Annotated in this window: 19 protein-coding genes; 10 read left to right on the forward strand and 9 right to left on the reverse strand. The window is 57.0% G+C overall.

What is annotated here, in order from left to right; translation table 11 throughout:
- Positions 1 to 205 precede the first annotated feature (205 nt).
- Positions 206 to 415: a CsbD family protein gene (locus tag ABVR31_RS22325; RefSeq protein WP_021509571.1), complete on the forward strand. Its 210-nt coding sequence runs from the start codon at positions 206 to 208 to the stop codon at positions 413 to 415.
- 225 nt (positions 416 to 640) lie between these two features.
- Here the strand turns inward: ABVR31_RS22325 and ABVR31_RS22330 are convergent, their stop codons facing one another.
- From ABVR31_RS22330 to ABVR31_RS22340, 3 genes are all read right to left on the reverse strand, one after another.
- Positions 641 to 1,924, reverse strand: coding sequence for an MFS transporter (locus ABVR31_RS22330; RefSeq protein ID WP_372774664.1), 1,284 nt, complete (start codon positions 1,922 to 1,924; stop codon positions 641 to 643).
- A gap of 135 nt (positions 1,925 to 2,059) precedes the next feature.
- The gene (gene proP, locus ABVR31_RS22335) at positions 2,060 to 3,493 is read right to left on the reverse strand and encodes a glycine betaine/L-proline transporter ProP (RefSeq protein WP_031280122.1); all 1,434 of its coding nucleotides are present in this window, start codon (positions 3,491 to 3,493) and stop codon (positions 2,060 to 2,062) included.
- A 484-nt stretch (positions 3,494 to 3,977) separates the two neighbouring features.
- Positions 3,978 to 4,517, reverse strand: coding sequence for a nuclear transport factor 2 family protein (locus ABVR31_RS22340; protein ID WP_372774666.1), 540 nt, complete (start codon positions 4,515 to 4,517; stop codon positions 3,978 to 3,980).
- Between the two features lie 120 nt (positions 4,518 to 4,637).
- Here ABVR31_RS22340 and ABVR31_RS22345 point away from each other — a divergent pair, with 120 nt between their 5' ends.
- The 4 genes from ABVR31_RS22345 (at position 4,638) to ABVR31_RS22360 (ending at position 9,101) form a co-directional block, all read left to right on the forward strand.
- Complete coding sequence (locus ABVR31_RS22345) at positions 4,638 to 5,531, forward strand: LysR family transcriptional regulator (RefSeq protein ID WP_058758857.1); 894 nt, start codon at positions 4,638 to 4,640, stop codon at positions 5,529 to 5,531.
- Between the two features lie 230 nt (positions 5,532 to 5,761).
- The gene (locus ABVR31_RS22350) at positions 5,762 to 7,081 is read left to right on the forward strand and encodes an MFS transporter (protein WP_190286096.1); all 1,320 of its coding nucleotides are present in this window, start codon (positions 5,762 to 5,764) and stop codon (positions 7,079 to 7,081) included.
- A gap of 1 nt (position 7,082) precedes the next feature.
- Entirely contained in the window at positions 7,083 to 8,276 is a 1,194-nt protein-coding gene (locus ABVR31_RS22355) for an enolase C-terminal domain-like protein (protein WP_058781387.1), read from the forward strand.
- 126 nt (positions 8,277 to 8,402) lie between these two features.
- Positions 8,403 to 9,101, forward strand: coding sequence for a GntR family transcriptional regulator (locus ABVR31_RS22360; protein ID WP_372774669.1), 699 nt, complete (start codon positions 8,403 to 8,405; stop codon positions 9,099 to 9,101).
- Between the two features lie 39 nt (positions 9,102 to 9,140).
- Here ABVR31_RS22360 and ABVR31_RS22365 read toward each other — a convergent pair whose 3' ends face one another.
- Positions 9,141 to 9,716 carry a TetR/AcrR family transcriptional regulator gene (locus ABVR31_RS22365; protein ID WP_372774671.1) on the reverse strand — a complete coding sequence of 192 codons (576 nt, stop codon included), beginning with the start codon at positions 9,714 to 9,716 and terminating at the stop codon, positions 9,141 to 9,143.
- Between the two features lie 88 nt (positions 9,717 to 9,804).
- Here ABVR31_RS22365 and bdcA point away from each other — a divergent pair, with 88 nt between their 5' ends.
- On the forward strand, positions 9,805 to 10,518 hold the full coding sequence (bdcA, locus tag ABVR31_RS22370; protein WP_021509562.1) for an SDR family oxidoreductase: 714 nt from the start codon (positions 9,805 to 9,807) through the stop codon (positions 10,516 to 10,518).
- A gap of 2 nt (positions 10,519 to 10,520) precedes the next feature.
- Here bdcA and ABVR31_RS22375 read toward each other — a convergent pair whose 3' ends face one another.
- The 4 genes from ABVR31_RS22375 to gcvA form a co-directional block, all read right to left on the reverse strand.
- Complete coding sequence (locus tag ABVR31_RS22375) at positions 10,521 to 10,766, reverse strand: hypothetical protein (protein WP_372774673.1); 246 nt, start codon at positions 10,764 to 10,766, stop codon at positions 10,521 to 10,523.
- 161 nt (positions 10,767 to 10,927) lie between these two features.
- Positions 10,928 to 11,818 (reverse strand): oxidoreductase, encoded by an 891-nt coding sequence (locus ABVR31_RS22380; protein WP_372774675.1) that lies wholly within the window; start codon positions 11,816 to 11,818, stop codon positions 10,928 to 10,930.
- Positions 11,819 to 11,837: 19 nt separating this feature from the next.
- Entirely contained in the window at positions 11,838 to 12,665 is an 828-nt protein-coding gene (locus ABVR31_RS22385; protein WP_338671290.1) for a DMT family transporter, read from the reverse strand.
- A 75-nt stretch (positions 12,666 to 12,740) separates the two neighbouring features.
- Positions 12,741 to 13,646, reverse strand: coding sequence for a transcriptional regulator GcvA (gcvA, locus tag ABVR31_RS22390; protein WP_372774677.1), 906 nt, complete (start codon positions 13,644 to 13,646; stop codon positions 12,741 to 12,743).
- Between the two features lie 121 nt (positions 13,647 to 13,767).
- Between gcvA and ABVR31_RS22395 the strand changes: the two genes are divergently transcribed.
- The 4 genes from ABVR31_RS22395 to ABVR31_RS22410 all read left to right on the forward strand — a co-directional run bounded on the left by ABVR31_RS22395 (position 13,768) and on the right by ABVR31_RS22410 (position 17,378).
- Positions 13,768 to 14,466 carry a response regulator transcription factor gene (locus tag ABVR31_RS22395; protein WP_058775100.1) on the forward strand — a complete coding sequence of 233 codons (699 nt, stop codon included), beginning with the start codon at positions 13,768 to 13,770 and terminating at the stop codon, positions 14,464 to 14,466.
- Positions 14,466 to 15,731, forward strand: coding sequence for a sensor histidine kinase (locus ABVR31_RS22400; protein ID WP_372774679.1), 1,266 nt, complete (start codon positions 14,466 to 14,468; stop codon positions 15,729 to 15,731). Before ABVR31_RS22395 ends, ABVR31_RS22400 begins: the two co-directional genes overlap by 1 nt.
- Positions 15,732 to 15,821: 90 nt before the next feature.
- Positions 15,822 to 16,589 carry a MipA/OmpV family protein gene (locus ABVR31_RS22405; protein WP_372774681.1) on the forward strand — a complete coding sequence of 256 codons (768 nt, stop codon included), beginning with the start codon at positions 15,822 to 15,824 and terminating at the stop codon, positions 16,587 to 16,589.
- 87 nt (positions 16,590 to 16,676) lie between these two features.
- Positions 16,677 to 17,378 carry an OBAP family protein gene (locus ABVR31_RS22410; RefSeq protein WP_372774683.1) on the forward strand — a complete coding sequence of 234 codons (702 nt, stop codon included), beginning with the start codon at positions 16,677 to 16,679 and terminating at the stop codon, positions 17,376 to 17,378.
- A gap of 14 nt (positions 17,379 to 17,392) precedes the next feature.
- On the opposite strand, the gene ABVR31_RS22415 is transcribed toward ABVR31_RS22410, so the two are convergent.
- Positions 17,393 to 18,172 (reverse strand): SDR family oxidoreductase, encoded by a 780-nt coding sequence (locus ABVR31_RS22415; RefSeq protein WP_104187187.1) that lies wholly within the window; start codon positions 18,170 to 18,172, stop codon positions 17,393 to 17,395.
- Positions 18,173 to 18,174 lie beyond the last annotated feature (2 nt).

An 18,174-nucleotide genomic window follows, 5' to 3' on the forward strand; every position in this document is an offset into this window, starting at 1 on the left:
AAATCACTGAGTACCCTGAAAAATCATAGCCTATATTTTCAGATTTAATTCCCGCTGCGCTTTAAACAGTACCGTTACGTAAATTTTCCGATTTGTTCGCTTAAGCACCTTTTAATCTCAGTCATAGGCTACGCTTATCTCTGCGCAGTTAACGCTGCGCGAAATAATGCCAGGCGGCACTGTCACCTAAATGAGGAGAACACTGATGAACGAAGATCGTATCAGCGGAAACTGGAAGCAGTTCAAAGGAAAAGTGAAAGAGAAATGGGGCCAGCTTACAGATGACGATTTAGACGTAGCCGAAGGGAAACGCGATCAATTAGTCGGCCGCATTCAGGAGCGCTACGGCTACGGTAAAGATCAAGCAGAGAAAGAAGTCAAAGAGTGGGAAGATAGTAATAAATTTAACTGGTAGTGTTGGTTATCCCCGGCACACTGATGTGCCGGGGTTTTGTTATTTATAATGGCACTGTTTTTGAGCTGGATAAAATATCAGGCATGTCTTGATTTATTTTCTATGTTATTTTAGACATATATATGCCTATGTATTCATCACTCCTGTAAAAAAATCTTTCGGCCCCTGTAGGGTCGCCATTGATGGCGACCAATGACAGGTGCTTACCTGCACAAACGCTTTTTCTCAAAGGGGTCTGCGGTGATCGTCCTTATTGAGCGAAAGCAGCGCGACAAAACTCACTACGGCGGTGGCCATCACATACCAGGCGGGAATGTCGGCGTTGCCGGTTTGCTTCATCAGGCCGGTAATGATCAGACCCGCGCAGCCGGAAAACAGCGCGTTGGAGAGCGAATAGGCCAGCCCCAGCCCGGTGTAACGCACGCGGGTAGGGAACATCTCGGCCAGCATCGCCGGTCCCGGTCCGGCCAGCATGCCCACCAGCGCACCGGCGATAAACACCACCAGCGCTTTGATCGCCATACCGCTCTCCGGGTGCTGCAACACTTTCAGCAGCGGGAAAGCCAGCACCAGCAGCAAAAACGTTGCCAGCAGCATTAATGTGCGGCGGCCATAGCGATCGCTGAGTATGCCGGCCGGCAGGATGGTGGCGGCAAAGCCGAGGTTAGAGATTACCGCAATCAGCAGCGCCTGGTTAAAGCCGGTATGCAGCGCGGCCTGCAGATAGGTAGGCATGATTACCAGGTAGGTATAACCGGCGGCTGACCATATCATTAACCGGCCAATGCCCAGCCCGATAGCGCGTAGCGTGACACCCAGCGATGCCTGCTGTTGTGGTGCCGCCGGTGTCTGGCTGAACTGCGGTGATTCATCGAGGCCGCTGCGCAGCCACAACGCCAGTGCGCCGAGCGGCAGCGCCAGCAGGAAGGGAATACGCCAGCCCCAGGCGTTCATGGCGGCGTCTCCCAGCAGCAGCGGCAGTACTGCCACCACGCCCGCGCCCGCCAGCAGTCCGAGCGCCACCGTCAGCGACTGCCACGCGCCATAAAATCCGCGCTTGCCGGGCGGCGCCGATTCGGTCATCAGCGAGACCGCGCCGCCGTATTCTCCGCCGGCAAACAGTCCCTGCAGAATGCGTAGCAGTGTAATCAGCAGCGGCGCAGCCACGCCAATGCTGGCATAAACTGGGACCAGACCGATGGCGACGGTGGCCAGCGTCATTAATACCAGCACCGCGATCAGCACCGGTTTACGACCATAACGATCGCCCAGGCGGCCAAACAGCACCGCCCCTAACGGGCGAAAAAAGAACGCCACAGCAAAGGCCGCATAGGTGAGGATCAGGCTGGTGAGGGCGCTTTCTCCTTCCAGCTGGAAGAAATGTTTAGCGATCAGCGTGGCCATGAAACCGTACACAGCGAATTCATACCACTCGATAAAATTGCCGACGGATCCGGCAATCAGTACGCGCTTTTGATTAACGGCGGGAGCCACTGCAGATGACATCATTATCCCTTAATGAGTAAAAAACAGTCAGAGAGGGACAGTCTAGCGCAGCCCGGGGCGATTATCTGGGCTATAAGTCTGACGCAGGGCACAAAAAAGGTGCGCATTGAGCGCACCTGATGTGAATATCAGCGGGGATTATGCTGGCTGCTGTTTTTTACGGCTGCGCTGTTTACGCAGTTTATCAATTAGTTTATGCGCCTCGGCTTTAGTCGCCACCGCAGGCGATGAACCTTTCAGCGGCTTACGCGCTGTCTCACTCAGCGTTAATACCGTCAACAAACCAATCACGCCGGCACCCATCATGTAATACGCCGGCATCATGGTATTGTGCGTAGTGTCGACCAGCCATGCGGTAATTAACGGCGTGGTGCCACCAAACAGCGAGACTGACAAATTAAAGCCGATAGCCAGCGCACTGTAACGAATATCGGTGACAAACAGTGCCGGTAATGTCGCTGGCATGGTGCCGCTAAAGCAGGTATGCAGTAAGCCCAGCACGGCCAGACCGGCAAATACCCATAGCATGTTGCCAGAACCAATCAGCATGAACGCCGGGATCGCCAGCACTAATAATCCCAGTGCGCCGAAACCAATCACCGGTTTACGGCCGATGCGGTCGGTAAAATGGCCCCACATTAGGGTCAGTGGCATCATGATAAACATCACTACCATCACCAGCAGCAGACCGGATATTTCGCTCAGCCCCAGAATGCCGGTTAAATAACTTGGCATATAGGCGGTCAGCATATAATTAGACACGTTAAACAGCAGCACCAGACCAATACACTTCAATAGCGGCTTACTCTGCGTGCGCAGCATTTGCCACAGCGTGAGCTGCGGCTTGTTATGTTCGGCCTCTTCACGCTTATCCATGTGCTCTTTAAACGCGGGTGTCTCTTCCAGCTTCAGGCGGATATACAGGCCAAACAGCCCCAGCGGCGCGGCCAGGAAGAACGGAATGCGCCAGCCCCAGTCCATCATCGCCTGATGCGGCAGCAGCGCAATCATACCGGTCACCAGGCTGGCACCCAGCAGATAACCTGCCAGTGTACCAAACTCCAGGAAGCTGCCCATAAAGCCGCGGCGTTTGTCGGTGGAGTATTCCGCAATAAAGGTGGCGGCACCGCCATATTCACCGCCGGTGGAAAAGCCCTGCACCAGACGCGCCAGCAACAGCAGGATCGGCGCGGCAATACCGATACTGGCATAGCTGGGAATCAGGCCAATACAGAAGGTGCCAATCGACATCATAATCATGGTAAAGGCCAGCACTTTCTGCCGGCCAAAGCGATCGCCGAGTGGACCAAATACCATGCCGCCAATCGGGCGCACTAAAAACGCGGCCGCAAAAGTACCAAACGACGCAATAAGCTGCGCGGTATTACTGGCGTCCGGGAAAAATACCTGGCCGATAATCACGGCAAGGTAACTATAAACGCCGAAATCAAACCACTCCATGGTATTACCCAGCGCTGCAGCGCTGACGGCGCGTTTCAATAATTTGTTGTCAATGACGGTAATATCGTCAACGGTCAAATCAGGTTTATTGGTCATCGTTCCGGTGCTCATAAACTCCCCATGAGTAAAATTGGAGCGATCTTATAGCTTTCGCAGCCGGCACTTCACAAAGGGAAATGAAAGCTATAAGAGGCTGAAAGGCGGTCACCTTAGGAAATATTTTATCTTTACGCAAGTTTGCGACATATATCCTTGCAATTAAGCGTAGCGTTAGAGTATGAGACTGTCAAAAGGCGCAGCGGCTGAAATAACCCATTATGCTGATGCTTAAAGCTGATAGCATTCTGCACATGATATTCTTTGGTGAGGCGATGATTTACAGGGAAATATGCTGCGTTGCTACAGGATAAGAATGTCGGCTTTGATAAATTTCATACGTTACTGGCAAGTACATCACCAAAGGATTTGGCTGAAAGGAATAGCCAGACCGTTGCCATGCTGGACACCAACCTGCGCCGCCAGTCTCGTAGCGGATTGTCGTTCATGACGTAGCTGCACATCGTGGTCTGGCTCAATAGCTGTCTTGTCGCGTTAATTATCGTGATTGCCGGCTGAATACATCTTTCAGACCCTGGGAAAGCAATGCGCGTGATAAACCGCTACCGTCCACCGGAATCAACGTCCTGCGATGAATTTTCCATTGATCCGCAATGCGTTTCAACTCCCAGCGATTCACTACAACGCGATGTATGCGATACCCAGAAGAGCTGCCGTGATTGGCCAGCATGCGTGATTCGCCTTTATCATCCAGATAAATTAACTGTAAATAAGAGGTGACTACCGCGCTGTCTCCGCGCAGATCAATCAAGGGTAATCCGGTAAAATGCGCTAATCCGCTAGCCAGTGCTTCCTCATGCTCAGGTCGCAAAATAAAGGCGGCTATCGCCTCTGCACCCTCCGCGCCATCAAGATGAGGGCCGCGATTGAATTCACTCTTTTCCAGATAAACCGATAATGTATATTCCGCCATTGCAGTATCTGCGCTGGGAGGATGTGACGCAATCAATTCATAAATAGCCAGTTTGTCTTCGATAATTTGTAATCTCTGCGCTAATTCAAGGTTTTCCTGCAGCATAAAGCGCTCCTGATATTATTTATTAATTATGATTTGAGTGATTATAACGAGATACTTACAGGCGTGAAGTTCCTGTATCTTAATGGTGTGTTAAGTAGCGTTTAATAAAGGACATAAATAATGATTAACAGCGCGGAGTATCTGGCTTTACGGGCTTTTGTCGTGGTTGCTCAGCAACTGAATTTCAGAGCCGCTGCGGAAATACTCGGGGTATCCGCGTCAGCCGTCAGTCAGCAAATCACCGCGCTGGAAGCACAACTCGGGCAACGTTTGCTGAACCGGACCACCCGGGCGGTATATCTTACCGATGATGGCAAGTCCCTGTTTCTTCAGACTGCACCCATTATGACTAATCTGCATGAGACCCTGCAGCAGGCACACGCCAGAAGCCAGGATATTAAGGGGCTGATTCGCGTTCATGCTTTTCGGTCGGGTGCTGAAATGTTTCTTGATCACAATATTGCCGGGTTTCTTACTGATTATCCCAACGTGCAGCTGGATATCACAACCAGCGATGCGCCGGTCGATCTGAGCCGCGGCGGCTATGATTTATCACTGCGCTTAGGCGAGGTGCTGGAACCGGGATTTGTTGCTATTCCATTAGGCAAGCCGCTCCATCAGATTGTGGTCGCTGCGCCAGCATATCTGGCAAAGCATGGTGCGGTTGAAGTCCCGGAAGATCTGCTCAATCACAATTGCATCGGCTGGCGCTGGCCGGGAAGTAGCAGGGTAGAGCCCTGGCAGTTTTTAAATGAGGGGGAAATTTTTGATATTCCCGTGCATGGAAATCTGGTGGTAGACGATCGCGAAAGGCAGCGGCAGGCTGCTATTGCTGGCGCAGGGATTGCCCAGTTAACGGCGGAACGGGTCAGTGCATCGCTGGCCTCCGGCAAGCTTTGTCGCCTTCTGCAACCCTGGGAGATGGAATTCCCAGGTTATTCACTTTGCTGGATAGCAGGTAAAGCCATGTCACCTGCCATGCGCGCGTTTATACAATGGCTGCGCATAAAATAACCCTGCCCGGAGTGTGTCAGCGCACTCTGTTCACATCGAATAATCACCACGTTTTTAATTCATCTTCGCCCGGCTCAATCCTCTTATAAACGTTTATTTGCGGCTTCTCGCTGAAACGTTTCATATCTCATTTCCTTACTCAGCCCATTGAAGAGTGGTCAGCGAATGTATACAACAGAACTTGTATACAAGTGCATTTTTTATCCATGACACCAACATCGGGAAAGACCATGCAAAGTACAGATACTGAAATTGAAAAGCGGGTGATCCGTAAACTGTCGTGGCGACTGATTCCGCTCCTGATTGGCTGCTATGTGATTGCGGTGATCGATCGCGCCAATATCGGCGTGGCCGCCCTCACCATGAATGCCGATCTCGGCATCAGCGCCGCCAGTTTTGGCCTCGCCGCCGGTCTGTTTTTCCTGCCTTACGCCATCCTTGAACTGCCCTCCAATCTGCTGATGGAAAGGGTGGGCGCGCGCTGGTGGATCGCCCGCATTATGGTGACCTGGGGCATCATCTCCGGTGCACATATGTTTGTGTGGAGTGAAAACAGCCTCTATGTGATGCGCGCGCTGCTGGGTGCCGCTGAAGCCGGTTTCTTTCCCGGCATCGTGTTTTATCTCACCCTGTGGTTTCCGGTGGCGTGGCGCGGACGCATTATCGCCTCGTTTATGACCGGCATTCCGATTGCGCTGATTATCGGCACGCCGGTTTCCAGCCTGTTGTTAGAGCTGCACGGATGGCTGGGGCTGCGCGGCTGGCAGCTGATGTTTCTGCTGGAGGCCATTCCGGCGATTGTGCTGGGATTGATCGTCCCCTTTGCGTTGCCCGATCGGCCGGAAGATGCCCGCTTCCTCAGCGCAGATGAGCAGCACTGGCTGGTGACAACTCTGGCTGCTGAGCGGCAAAAATTGCCGTCGCGCGGCCACGGCGGTCTGCTGAAAGCGCTGTTCAGCCCGCTGGTGTTGTTGTTCAGCCTCACCTATTACGGACTGGCGAACCTCAACGGCGCGGTGAGCACCTTCCTGCCGCTGATCATCAGCGAAACCGGCTTAAGTCATGTTCAGACCGGATTCATCACCATCATTCCTTACGTATTTGGTCTGGCCGGCATGCTGGTGCTGGGACGCATAGCCGATCGTCCCGGGTCACGGCTGCTGGCCAATTATCTGGCGCTGATCTTCTCCTTTGTCGGGCTGTTATGCGTCGCATGGTTCGATAACTCGCTGATTAAAATGATGTTTTTGTGCTGTTCGGCATTTGGCTTTTTCGGCGCGATGCCGGTGTTCTGGGGATTACCCGCGCAGTTTATCCCGGCGTCGGTGGTGGCGGGTGGCCTCGCCCTGATCAATGCGCTGGGCAGTATTGCCAGTGTGGTGAATCCGTGGGTCATCGGCGTAATACGCGACCGCAGCGGCAGTTATAACGGCGGATTTTACTGGCTGGCGGCGATGGCCATGCTCTCGATCATTACCCTGAGCCTCATCTTTCGTCGCCAGCGTTTACCGGCTTACCAGGCCAGCAATGAACAACGTGAGGGGCAGTAGTATGAAGATTATTGATGTCCGGTTACTTCAGGTGAAAGGTGTGATGCCGGGAGAGGGTGATTTCTGGGAGGAGCGTCTCGCGCGTCCCACCGATATCTATGCGCAGTTTCGTACCGTGAATAATCATGACGGTGGCGTTCAGCTGGAAGACGGTTTTGCCATTACCACTGTGTTTCTTGAGATCGTTTCTGATGAGGGCGTGGACGGGCTGGCAGGACCGGTGCCGCATGCCGTTGCATCAATCATTCATGGCCAGCTGCGACCGTTGTTGCTGGGTCAGGACCCGCGCGACACCGAGCGTTTGTGGGATCAGATGTACCGTGCGCAGATTCATGGGCGTCAGGGCGATGGCATGCTGGCGATCAGCGCGGTGGATTGTGCCTTGTGGGATTTGCGTGCCAAATGGATGCAGCAACCGGTGTTTCGCCTGCTGGGCGGTTCGTTACGGGAAGAAATACCGGCGTACGCATCAATGCTGGGCTTTGCGGTGCAGGATATGGCGCGGGTGCACGAGCGGGCGCTGGAGTATAAGGCGCTGGGATATCGCGGACAAAAATGGTTTTTCCGCCACGGCCCGATGAGCGGCAGGGAAGGGCTGAAGAAAAATATCGAACTGGCAAAAACGCTGCGCGAAGCCGTAGGGGATGATTACGATCTGATGTTTGATTGCTGGCAGTCGATGGATGTGACGTATCTGCTTGAACTGGCAAAGGGCATCGAGCCGTATCGCCCGCGCTGGCTGGAAGAGTGCGTAATGGCCGACAGAATCGGCAGTATGCAACGACTCAAAGATAAACTGTCCATCCCGATGGCGGGTGGCGAACATGAGTACACGCGCTGGGGCTTCAAACGCTTCTTTGAATCCGGGGCGCTGGATGTGATTCAGCCTGATATTTACTGGTGCGGTGGGCTTTCAGAAACGTTAAAAATCGCCGCTATCGCCACCCTGTACGATCTGCAGGTGATCCCGCACGGTCATTCCAGCATCGCGACGGCCCATTTCAGCACCACGCAATCGCCGATCCACACGCCTTATCAGGAGTATCTGGTGAAATGGAACGATATTCATCAGTACTTCCTGCGCGATCCGCTGGTGCCGCAAAACGGGTTAATCCCGGTACCGCAGGGACCCGGCATGGGCATGGCACTTAATCCAGCGCATATTCAGCAGCAGACATACTTGTTCACCTCATAACCCAACGCTCCCTCAAACAGGCCCGTTATTGTTTGGGGGATCTGTCTCTTGTATACTACAAAACACAGTGCCCACCGTCATTCTGACCCCCTAAATGCTCGCTGTTTAAAGGACGCTCGCCACGCTATGCCCGCCGACAAACTCATCATTGACTGGTCATCGAAAAACATCCTCCGTCCGCAGTCACTGAGCAGCATTCTGGCCGATCATATTCGGGACCTGATCGTGAACTGCCAGATTGCACCCGGTGCATTAATTTCCGAGAACGATATTGCCACCCAGCTTAACGTGAGCCGGACGCCGGTAAGAGCGGCGCTGCAAAAGCTGGAGATGGAGCGTCTGGTGCAAATTATCCCGCAGCGCGGCACTTTTGTGTTTTCGTTTAATGAACGGGAGATGCGCGAAACCTGTGAGATGCGGCAGATTCTGGAATCAGGCGCATTAAAGCTGGCGCTGCAACACGATCGTCAGGCGCTGATCGCGCGCCTGAACGAACAGCTGGCGCGTGGACGCGATGCATTACAAAACTCGCCAGAGACCTACCGCGAAACCGATGCGGCCTTTCATATGGCACTGATTGAAGCCAGCCAGAACAGCGAGCTGGTCGGTTTTTACAAAACCAGCATTAACCGCATTCGTGCCTTTCTCAATCACCTGACGCGCACGCCGGATGAGTTTCAGGGTTCGCAAAACGATCATGAGGCGATCGTGGCGCGGTTAACTAATTACGAGGATGAACAGGCGCTGGAACTTCTGCACTGGCATCTTGGCGGCATTATGCGCATGTTCCAGCGGTCGGTAGCGGACACCGACTCAGCCAGTTGACCGGCATCACTTCGCAGTCAGAACATCACTGAAAAGCGATCACGCCTCAAGCGCTGCAACCACCGCCAGACCCGCCAGCTCCGCGCTGGCCAGCAGTTGCTCAACGCTGTGGCCCTGACGCGCTCTGGCAGAAAGTCCGGACATCACGGTGCTGACAAAATCGGTCAGGCGCTGCGCGTCCTGTGGGTAGCGGGCCGCGATATAGCGCCGGATGGTATCCTCAGCGGCGCGATGAAACACTCTGGCCGCCTCGCGCGCCTGCTGATCCTGACAGCGAATTCCTTCCAGCACCAGACAACCCGTACACACCTCATCCCGGGCATAATGCAGCGCCGCCGCTTTCAGTAATGCATCTAGGGCTTCGGCCACCGGGCGGTCGTCGCGCAGTATCTCAGCCAGAGGAATCGAGCCGGTAGTGGCGTAGCGATCGAGAACGCGGGCATACAATCCGGCCTTGTTACCGAACGCGCTGTAAAAGCTCGGCGGATTGATGCCCAGCGCGTCAGTGACATCGGCGACGCTGACGGCGTCATAACCTTTGGCATGAAATAACCCCTGCGCGACCGCTACGGCGTGTTCGGGGTCAAAGTTACGGGGACGACCAGGTGATTTCATATTTTATAGTGCTCGCTACAAAATTGCATTGACATTAATTCGGGCTCATTTTGTAATGCATACTAAGAAATCACACGTGGAGATGCAAATGAGCGTATTTAAAGATAAGCAGGTTCTGGTTCTGGGCGGCAGTCGCGGTATTGGTGCGGCTATCGTGCGTCGCTTTGCTGATGAGGGGGCCAGCGTGACCTTCACTTTCTCAGGTTCGCCCGAGGCCGCCGAAAAACTGGCGCACGAAACCGGTTCGGCTGCCGTTCATACCGACAGCTCAGAGCGCGATGCGGTGATTGCCACCGTGCGCGACAGTGGACCGCTGGATGTGCTGGTGGTTAATGCTGGTATCGCCCTGTTTGGCGATGCGCTGGAACAGGATCCGGACGCGGTCGATCGCCTGTTCCGCATTAACATTCACGCGCCGTATCATGCTGCGGTTGAAGCCGCCCGACAGATGCCAGCCGGCGGCCGCATCATCATCATCGGTTCGGTCAATGGCGACCGCATGCCGATTCCCGGTATGGCGTCTTATGCGCTAAGTAAATCCGCTTTACAGGGGCTGGCGCGCGGCCTGGCGCGGGATTTCGGCCCACGCGGCATCACCATTAACGTGGTGCAACCGGGCCCGATTGATACCGATGCCAATCCGGAAAATGGTCCGATGAAAGATCTGATGCACAGCTTCATGGCCATCAAACGCCATGGCCGTTCTGAAGAGGTGGCGGGCATGGTGGCCTGGCTGGCAGGACCCGAAGCCGGTTTCGTCACCGGCGCCATGCACACCATTGATGGGGCGTTTGGCGCATAACGTCAGTGTCTGAACAGGGCGCTGACCACCGCGCTGAATACCGAACCGGTGGCAAAAGCGTGTTCGGTCATGTGCTCTTCATGGCGAATATCAGCCAGCCGCCGCAGCGCCGCCTGCGCGCTGGCTGCATTAATTTCTTCGTCCATCTTGCTGTAACCGTCCGCCATCAGCAGCCGGGCTCGTTTCACATCCGATCGTTCCAGCGTGGCGATAACCTGTTGTTTGCGATAAAAAACGTAATCTGTCATAAGTGCGTCCTGTTGCCGTTATCATGATTATGCCGCGGAGGCGATGGTTTAAATCAGCTGAACATCGCACCCTCTTGGTAGCGGCGCAATCAAAACCTGGCCGTTGTATAAACAATTCGCAGCATAGCTGTTTCTCCCCGCGCGTCCGGCAACCTATTTTATCAGCCCGGCCCTTCGCTGCCCGCTGTCAGCAGCGGCACCACGACATCACTGATCGGCGTAGCAATAGCATGCTGACGGCCATAGCGCTGTACCACACCATTGCGGGTATCCCACTCCAGCGGGCGGTTGGCCTGACGATCGGCCAGGATCGAAGTGCTCAGATCGGGCGGCGCGCGGTGAAAACCATCGATAATTTCCTGCGGCACGCTGTCGTCGAGCACCGCACCGGCCGCGCGCGCCACCGTCAGGCACTCCTGTAAATAGGCTAATCCCAGCTGCGTGATATCGCCGCGGCTAAACATGCCGGCGCGACGGTTGGCCAGCACCATCAAACCGGCGGCGGCATTTTGTAACAGCTTGCGCCAGGCGATGGAGAGAAAGTCCGCGGCCAGTGCCACCTCGCAGCGCGTGTCGCGCAGCGCATCCACTACGCGCGCGGCCTGCGGCACATCCGGCAAGGTCAGGCGAGGCTGAGCGCGCAGCCAGACTGACGCATCCGGCTCGCGCTGCGCCGGAAACCACACCACCGAAGGTAATACCGTGGCGCCGTTGACGTAAGGCGCCAGCTGGCTCTGCTGCTCGACGCCATTTTGCAGCGCGCACACCACGGTTTTTTCATCGCACAGAGTGGCCAGCCACGCGGCGCTGTCCGCGACCTGGGTGGTTTTAACCGCCACGAACAGCAAATCGCAGCGTTGTGTCACGTGCGAGGCATCATGCAATACCGGACCGGGCACGCTGATTTCGCCTGCATCGTAGCGTAGCGTTAACTGGGCATGGGCCGTGCGGCCACACAGCAGCGGGGTGCGCCCGGCTTCATGCAGCACCGCCGCGACGGTGGTGCCAATTGCACCGGGGCCCAGCAGGGCGATTTTACAACGTTCAGACATGCTGCCATCTCCTCATCGCTTAACCGATCATCAGCGTGCCGAGTGCAATCACCGCACACGCCAGCATTTTCCTTACCGTTAATGCTTCACCGAGAAACAGCGCGCCCAGCACGGCGGCAAACAGCACGCTGGTTTCACGCAGCGCCGACACCGCGCCCATCGGCGCTGCCGTCATGGCGTAAATGATGATGCCGTAGGCCAGCAGCGAAACCAGGCCGCCCGCCGCGGCGCTCAGCACGCCTGGACGCCACTGCAGCAGGCTTTTGCTGTCGCGCAGCGCGATGTAGACCGCCGGCATTAATATGCCCCACAAGCTGCACATCCACGCGGTATACGCAAATGCATTGCCGGCAACGCGCACGCCCATGCCGTCCACAACGCTGTACGCGGCGATAAAGGCACCGGTCGCCAGCGTGTAGCGCAGGCCCGGCAGCGCCAGTTTGCCGCCGCGCAGCGCCAGCGACACAATGCCAGCGGACACCAGCACAATGCCGCACAGCGTAGTAAAGGCGATGTGCTCGCCGGCAAACAGCGCGGCGGCGCAGGTCACCAGCAGCGGCGACGATCCGCGCGCAATCGGATAGGTCTGGCCGAGATCGCCGCTCTGGTAGCTGCGCACCAGGCACAGGTTATAGCCGACGTGCAGCAGCGCCGAAAGCAGCGCATATTTCCAGCTGGCGCGCGCCGGCAGCGGCAGAAACAGCGTACTGAACGCACACACCAGCGCGATCGCCACGCACATAATGGTCATCGACCACAGGCGATCGGATCCGCCGCGCAGTAAGGTGTTCCAGCTGGCGTGCAGCAGTGCGGCGCACAGCGTTAAGACAATAATGTAATCAGGCATAGGCTGATGCTATGCAGCCGCAAATGGATTGGAAAGCGAAGATTTATCATTGCGCTATGAGTAAATACTCATGCTTCACTGATAATCCTGCTGCGCCTGACGTGATTCGGCGAGCAGCCAGCGTCGAAAATTAACGATGTGCGGCTGGCTTTCAATGCCCTGCGGACAAACGAAATAGTAGGCGGCGGGCGAGGAAAACGTGACGCTGAACAGCCGTACCAGGCTGCCGTCGCGCAGCTCTTTTTCAACATGACCGCTGCGCGCCAGTGCCACGCCTTGCCCCAGCAGCGCGGCTTCCAGCGTCATGTTGGTGTCGGCAAAACGTACGCTCTCCTGTAAGGCATCCAGCGTCAGGCCGACCTGTTTAAACCAGATCTCCCACTTTGGCACCAGATCGGCGCCATCACGCATCAGCAGCGGGTAGCGCAGCAGTTCTGCCGGTTCCTGCGGTGTGCCGAAGCGCTGCAGCAGCGCCGGACTGGCAACCGGAAACAGCTGTTCACGAAACATAAATTCGCTGTGCAGCGCCGGATAATTGCCATGGCCAAAGCGGATCGCCACGTCAGAATCCTGGCGCGAGAAGGTGATGGCATCATCGGTGCTTTCCAGCGTCACCAGAATTTCCGGATGCTGGCGCGTCAGGCCCGGCAGGCGCGGCAACAGCCACTTCAGCGCAAACGAGTAGGTGGTATTCACGCGCAGCCGCACGCGGCCTTTCTGCTCGCGTAAGTCGGCTAAGGTGGTTTCCAGATTACTGAAAAACTCGCGCACGATCGGTGCCAGCGCCGCGCCGGCTGGCGTCAGACTCAGCGTTTTGCCGCGCTGAAACAGCTGCACGCCCCAGATCTCTTCCAGGTTTTTGAGCTGATGGCTGACGGCGCTTTGGGTGATAAACAGCTCTTCAGCGGCGGCGGTAAAGGTCGGATGGCGCGTCGCCACTTCAAATGCGCGCAGCATGGCGGTAGGCGGTAACTCTCTCATCGGTGCAGCCTTGTTTTATGAGCGTTCACTCATGATAGCGGAATCGTCTGTTCACTCACGAAACTTATTAACAAACGGCGCTGTCTGTATCTCATTAACCACTCCTCTGGCGGGTAACGCGATGACCTCGGTTTTGTTGATTGAGGATGATAACCGGCTGGCGCAAATGATTGTGCCATGGCTGGCGCAGTACGAATTCAGCGTGCAGCACAGCGCCAGCGTCAGCGATGCCCATTACCGCATGCAGCAGCAGCCATTTGATGTGGTGCTGCTGGATTTGATGCTGGGCGATGCCGATGGTCTGGCGCTGTGCCGCCAGATTCGCAGTGACTATCAGCACGATCCGGCCATCATCATGGTGACCGGCCGGGGCGATCCGGCTGACCGCATCATCGGGCTGGAAGTCGGTGCCGATGATTACCTGCCCAAACCGTTTGAACCACGTGAGCTGCTGGCCCGTATGCGCGCTGTGCTGCGGCGTACCCGCCCGGCAGGCACCGCCGCCGGGCGCAATGTGATCCGCAGCGGCGCGCTGGAGATCGACACCGCCGCGCGCAGCGTCACGCTGGCGCAGCAATCCTGTCAGCTGACCTCGCTGCAGTTCGATCTGCTGGTGGCGCTGGCGCGTCAGGCGGGCCGCGTCCTTTCGCGCGAACAGATCTGGCAGGCGGTGCGCGGCGAGAATTATGACCCGTTTGACCGGGCGATTGACGTCCACATTGGCCGCATTCGTCAGGCGATTGGTGACGATCCGCGCGCGCCAACGCGGATTATCACGGTGCGCGGTGTCGGTTACGTGTTTTCGGCGCAGCCCGGCTGATGAAACGTCTCACTGATTTTCCACTCTATCTGCAGATATTTTTTGCTTTCAGCGGCGCGCTGCTGATTGTGGTCACGCTAACCATCGTGCTGTGGCTGTGGAATAACGATGACAGCCGCCATCGCGATGCCTTCGCTACCTTTGCTGAACTGGTGGAGCAAAACCTGCCACCTGCGTCCGCGCCACAGCGCGCGCAGGCCGCCGCCATCGATCGCTGGATGGTGCGCACCAGAGCGCGCTTTGCGCTGTTCGCGCCTGATGGGGCTCTGCTGAGCCGTCCGCTCCAGCCACTGCTGCCGCGACCCGCGCACAGCGTACCGGGCGGCAGTTTTGATGACTGGTACGCGACGCGCTTTGTCTGGCCACTGCAGGATGGGCGACTGCTGGTGATCCAGCTCAGCCTCGATCGCATCAAGCGGCCGTGGTTGTTTATCCTGCTGCTGATTGCCCTGGCAGTCAGCGTGGCGCTGGTTTCACTGCCGGTGATCCGCCGCCTGACAGCGCGGCTGGAGTCGTTGCAGCAGAGCGTGGAGTCGCTCGGGCAGGGGCAGCTCAGCGCGCGCGTACTGGTCACCGGGCGTGATGAAGTGGCGCAGCTTGCCGCCAGTTTTAACCGTTCGGCGGCGCAAATCGAACAGCTGGTTCAGTCACAAAAAACCATGCTGGCCAATGCATCACACGAACTGCGCTCGCCGCTGACGCGCATTCAGATGGCGGCGGCGTTACTGGCAGATGATGCATCCGTCGCGCGTCGCGAACTGCAGCGCAGCGTGACCGAACTGGATGAACTGGTGGATGAGATCCTGACGCTCAGCCGGCTGGAAATGGCCACCACCCTCGTCAGCGGTACATTTGAGCTGAGTGATGTGACGGCCATCGCCGCAGAAGAGTGCGCCAGCGCCCAGGTCGAGCTTAGCGCACAGCACGTGGTAGCGGAGGTTGATGCGCGCCTGCTGCGGCGGTTGCTGCGTAATCTGCTCGACAACGCACGGCGTTATGCCGGTGAGAAGATTGAAGTGCACCTGCAGCAGGAGGCGCGCCATTTCCTGCTGGAGGTGAAAGACCGCGGACCGGGTATTCCGCCGCAGGAAATCGAACGGATTTTTGCACCGTTTTATCGACTGCACCACGCGCAGCCCGGCACCGGACTGGGACTGGCGCTGGTACGTTCGATTGTCCATCATCACGGCGGCAGCATCACGGTGCGCAACCGCCAGGGCGGCGGGGCCTGCTTCAGTCTGCGCCTGCCGCTGGCTGTTACATAACTTTACCGAAGCGAAAAACGCACTTTACAGCCGGCTGGTTGAATAGCACCACTCATCAGAATGGTGTTTTGCAACCTTAAGGACATAGCGATGCGTTTTCCTCTGGCCCAGCCTCTCATCCTGTTCTGCCTGCTACCGGCGACACTGCCGGTGCTGGCGGACGACACGCTATCCGGTTTCATCGGCGGCGGCGTTGGCGTAAAGCCCAACTATTCCGGGGCGAAACATAATCAGACCACCTTTGTGCCGGCGATCAAACTGGCGTATGGCCCGTTTTTCGTCGGCGGCGTGGACGACCTGCTGGGTGCTGGCTGGGAGGTGGCTAAAACCGATCGCTGGGCCTTTGCGCTGGGCGTTGGGACCAACCTCTCGCCACGCCAGGAATCCGATGATGCGCACCTGCGCGGACTGGGCGACATTGACGTCACGCCCCGCGCCTTTACCTCCGCGACTTATCAGAACGGCTGGCTCAAAGGGGGCGTGATAGCCTCGCAGGATGTGGGCGGCAATCAGCAGGGATTTAAGCTCACCGGCTACGCGCATCTGCAGTGGCGTCCGGTTGAAAGCGTTCGTCTGTTCACCGGCCCCACCTTTAGCTGGGCCGATAGCGACTACATGCAAACGCAATACGGCGTGACAGCGTCACAGGCCATGCGCAGCGGTCTGCCACGCTATGACGCGGGTGCCGGACTGGAGAAGGTCGGCTGGGAGCTGGGTATGGATTATGAGATGACCTCCAGCTGGCTAGTGGGCGCGCGCCTTGTCGCGCAGCATCTGGAAAATAACGCAGCGGACAGTCCGATCGCTGAACAGTCCGGGCAGCTGAGCGGACTGTTATTTACCGCGTGGCGGTTTTAATTCGCCGCCGGATAGTGTTCCCGCTGCGCTCGCGTCCTGACGCTGATTAACTATGTTTATCACTCAATATAAGAATGGGGTGATGAAATGCGAAACCGTGTATTTAGCGCGCTGGCGTTATTGTTATTATCCGGCTGTGGCGCGAATAACAGCGCCTCGCCGGTCTCAGCACCTGGTGCGCCGGTAGGGGGGAAAACCGCGCTGCTGGAGAGCGGGGCGGCGGCGTTGCAGTCGCGGCCGCCGATTGAGGCGATCAATACGTATCTGGATGGTTTTCATTATTACTGCGGAAATCAGCAGGGGCAGATGGAGGCCCATCACTACGTCACCATTCTTAATGACGATGTGATGCAGGCGGTTATTTTTGACGGTAACAAAAAAGACGCCAAATTAATGGGCGTGGAATATATCATCAGCGAACGTTTATTTAAGCAGCTGCCGGCGCAGGAAAAGCAGTACTGGCACAGCCATCGCTATGAAGTGAAATCCGGTACGCTGATTGCGCCTGGCCTGCCGCCAGCCGCAGAGCATGCGCTGATGAGCAAAATCGTCAACACCTACGGAAAAACCTGGCACACCTGGCATACCGACCGCGATAAAACGCTGCCGCTGGGCGCGCCGACGCTGATGATGGGCTTTACCGCCGACGGTCAGCTCAATCCGGCGCTGCTGGCTGACCGCGACAAGCGCTTTGACGTCAATACCGCGACAATCCGCGCCGACCGCGCTGATATCGCCGCCCATCCGGTGGCGGCAGGTGCCGATCATTGCCGGCGCGTGCATCCGTAACCGGCGATTCCGCTTTACTCGTGATACATCTGGCTGCGCCCACCGTCGATCAGGATATCGGTGGCATTGATAAAGCGCGCCTCGTCGCTGGCGAGAAACAGCGCTGTGTAAGCCACTTCATCCGGCTCGCCGATGCGTTTACACGGCAGCAGCGCCGCCTGACGCGCGCGCTCGGCCTGCGGATCCGGACAGCTCGCCAGCCAGGCTTCAGCGGCTGGCGTCATGATCAAACCGGGCGAAATACTGTTTACGCGGATGCCCTGCGCGGCGTACTCCACGCCCAGCGAACGCGTCAGGCCGATCAGCCCGTGTTTAGCCACCGGATAAGGGAACGCGCCGGGAATGATTTTGTGCCCGTGCACCGAGGCAACGTTAACGATGTTGCCGTACTGACGGGCCAGCATCGCCGGCAGGACGCTGCGTATCAGGTTGTACGGCCCTTTCAGATTGGTGTTCATGCAGCGCTGCCAGTCATCCTCGTCCAGCGTCAGCGGATCGCGAAAAACGTTTACGCCAGCGCAGTTAATCAGGATATCAATATCCCCCAGCGCCTGCTGCGCCTGCTGTACCGCGCGGCTAACCTGCTGCGGCTGCGTGACATCGGCTGCGCAGGCCAGGCAGCGCTGGCCGGACTGCTGCTGTAGCTGCGCCGCCAGCGCTTCGCTGCTGTGTGCGTCGCGATCAAACAGCGCCAGGCGGGCGCCTTCGCGCGCAAACAGGGTGGCGATGGCGCTGCCGATGCCGCTACCGGCACCGGTAATGATGGCGGTTTTATTTGCTAAACGTGGGGACATAG

Origin of the sequence: Pantoea sp. WEP, assembly GCF_041678305.1 — a bacterium.
GTDB lineage: Bacteria > Pseudomonadota > Gammaproteobacteria > Enterobacterales > Enterobacteriaceae > Pantoea > Pantoea dispersa.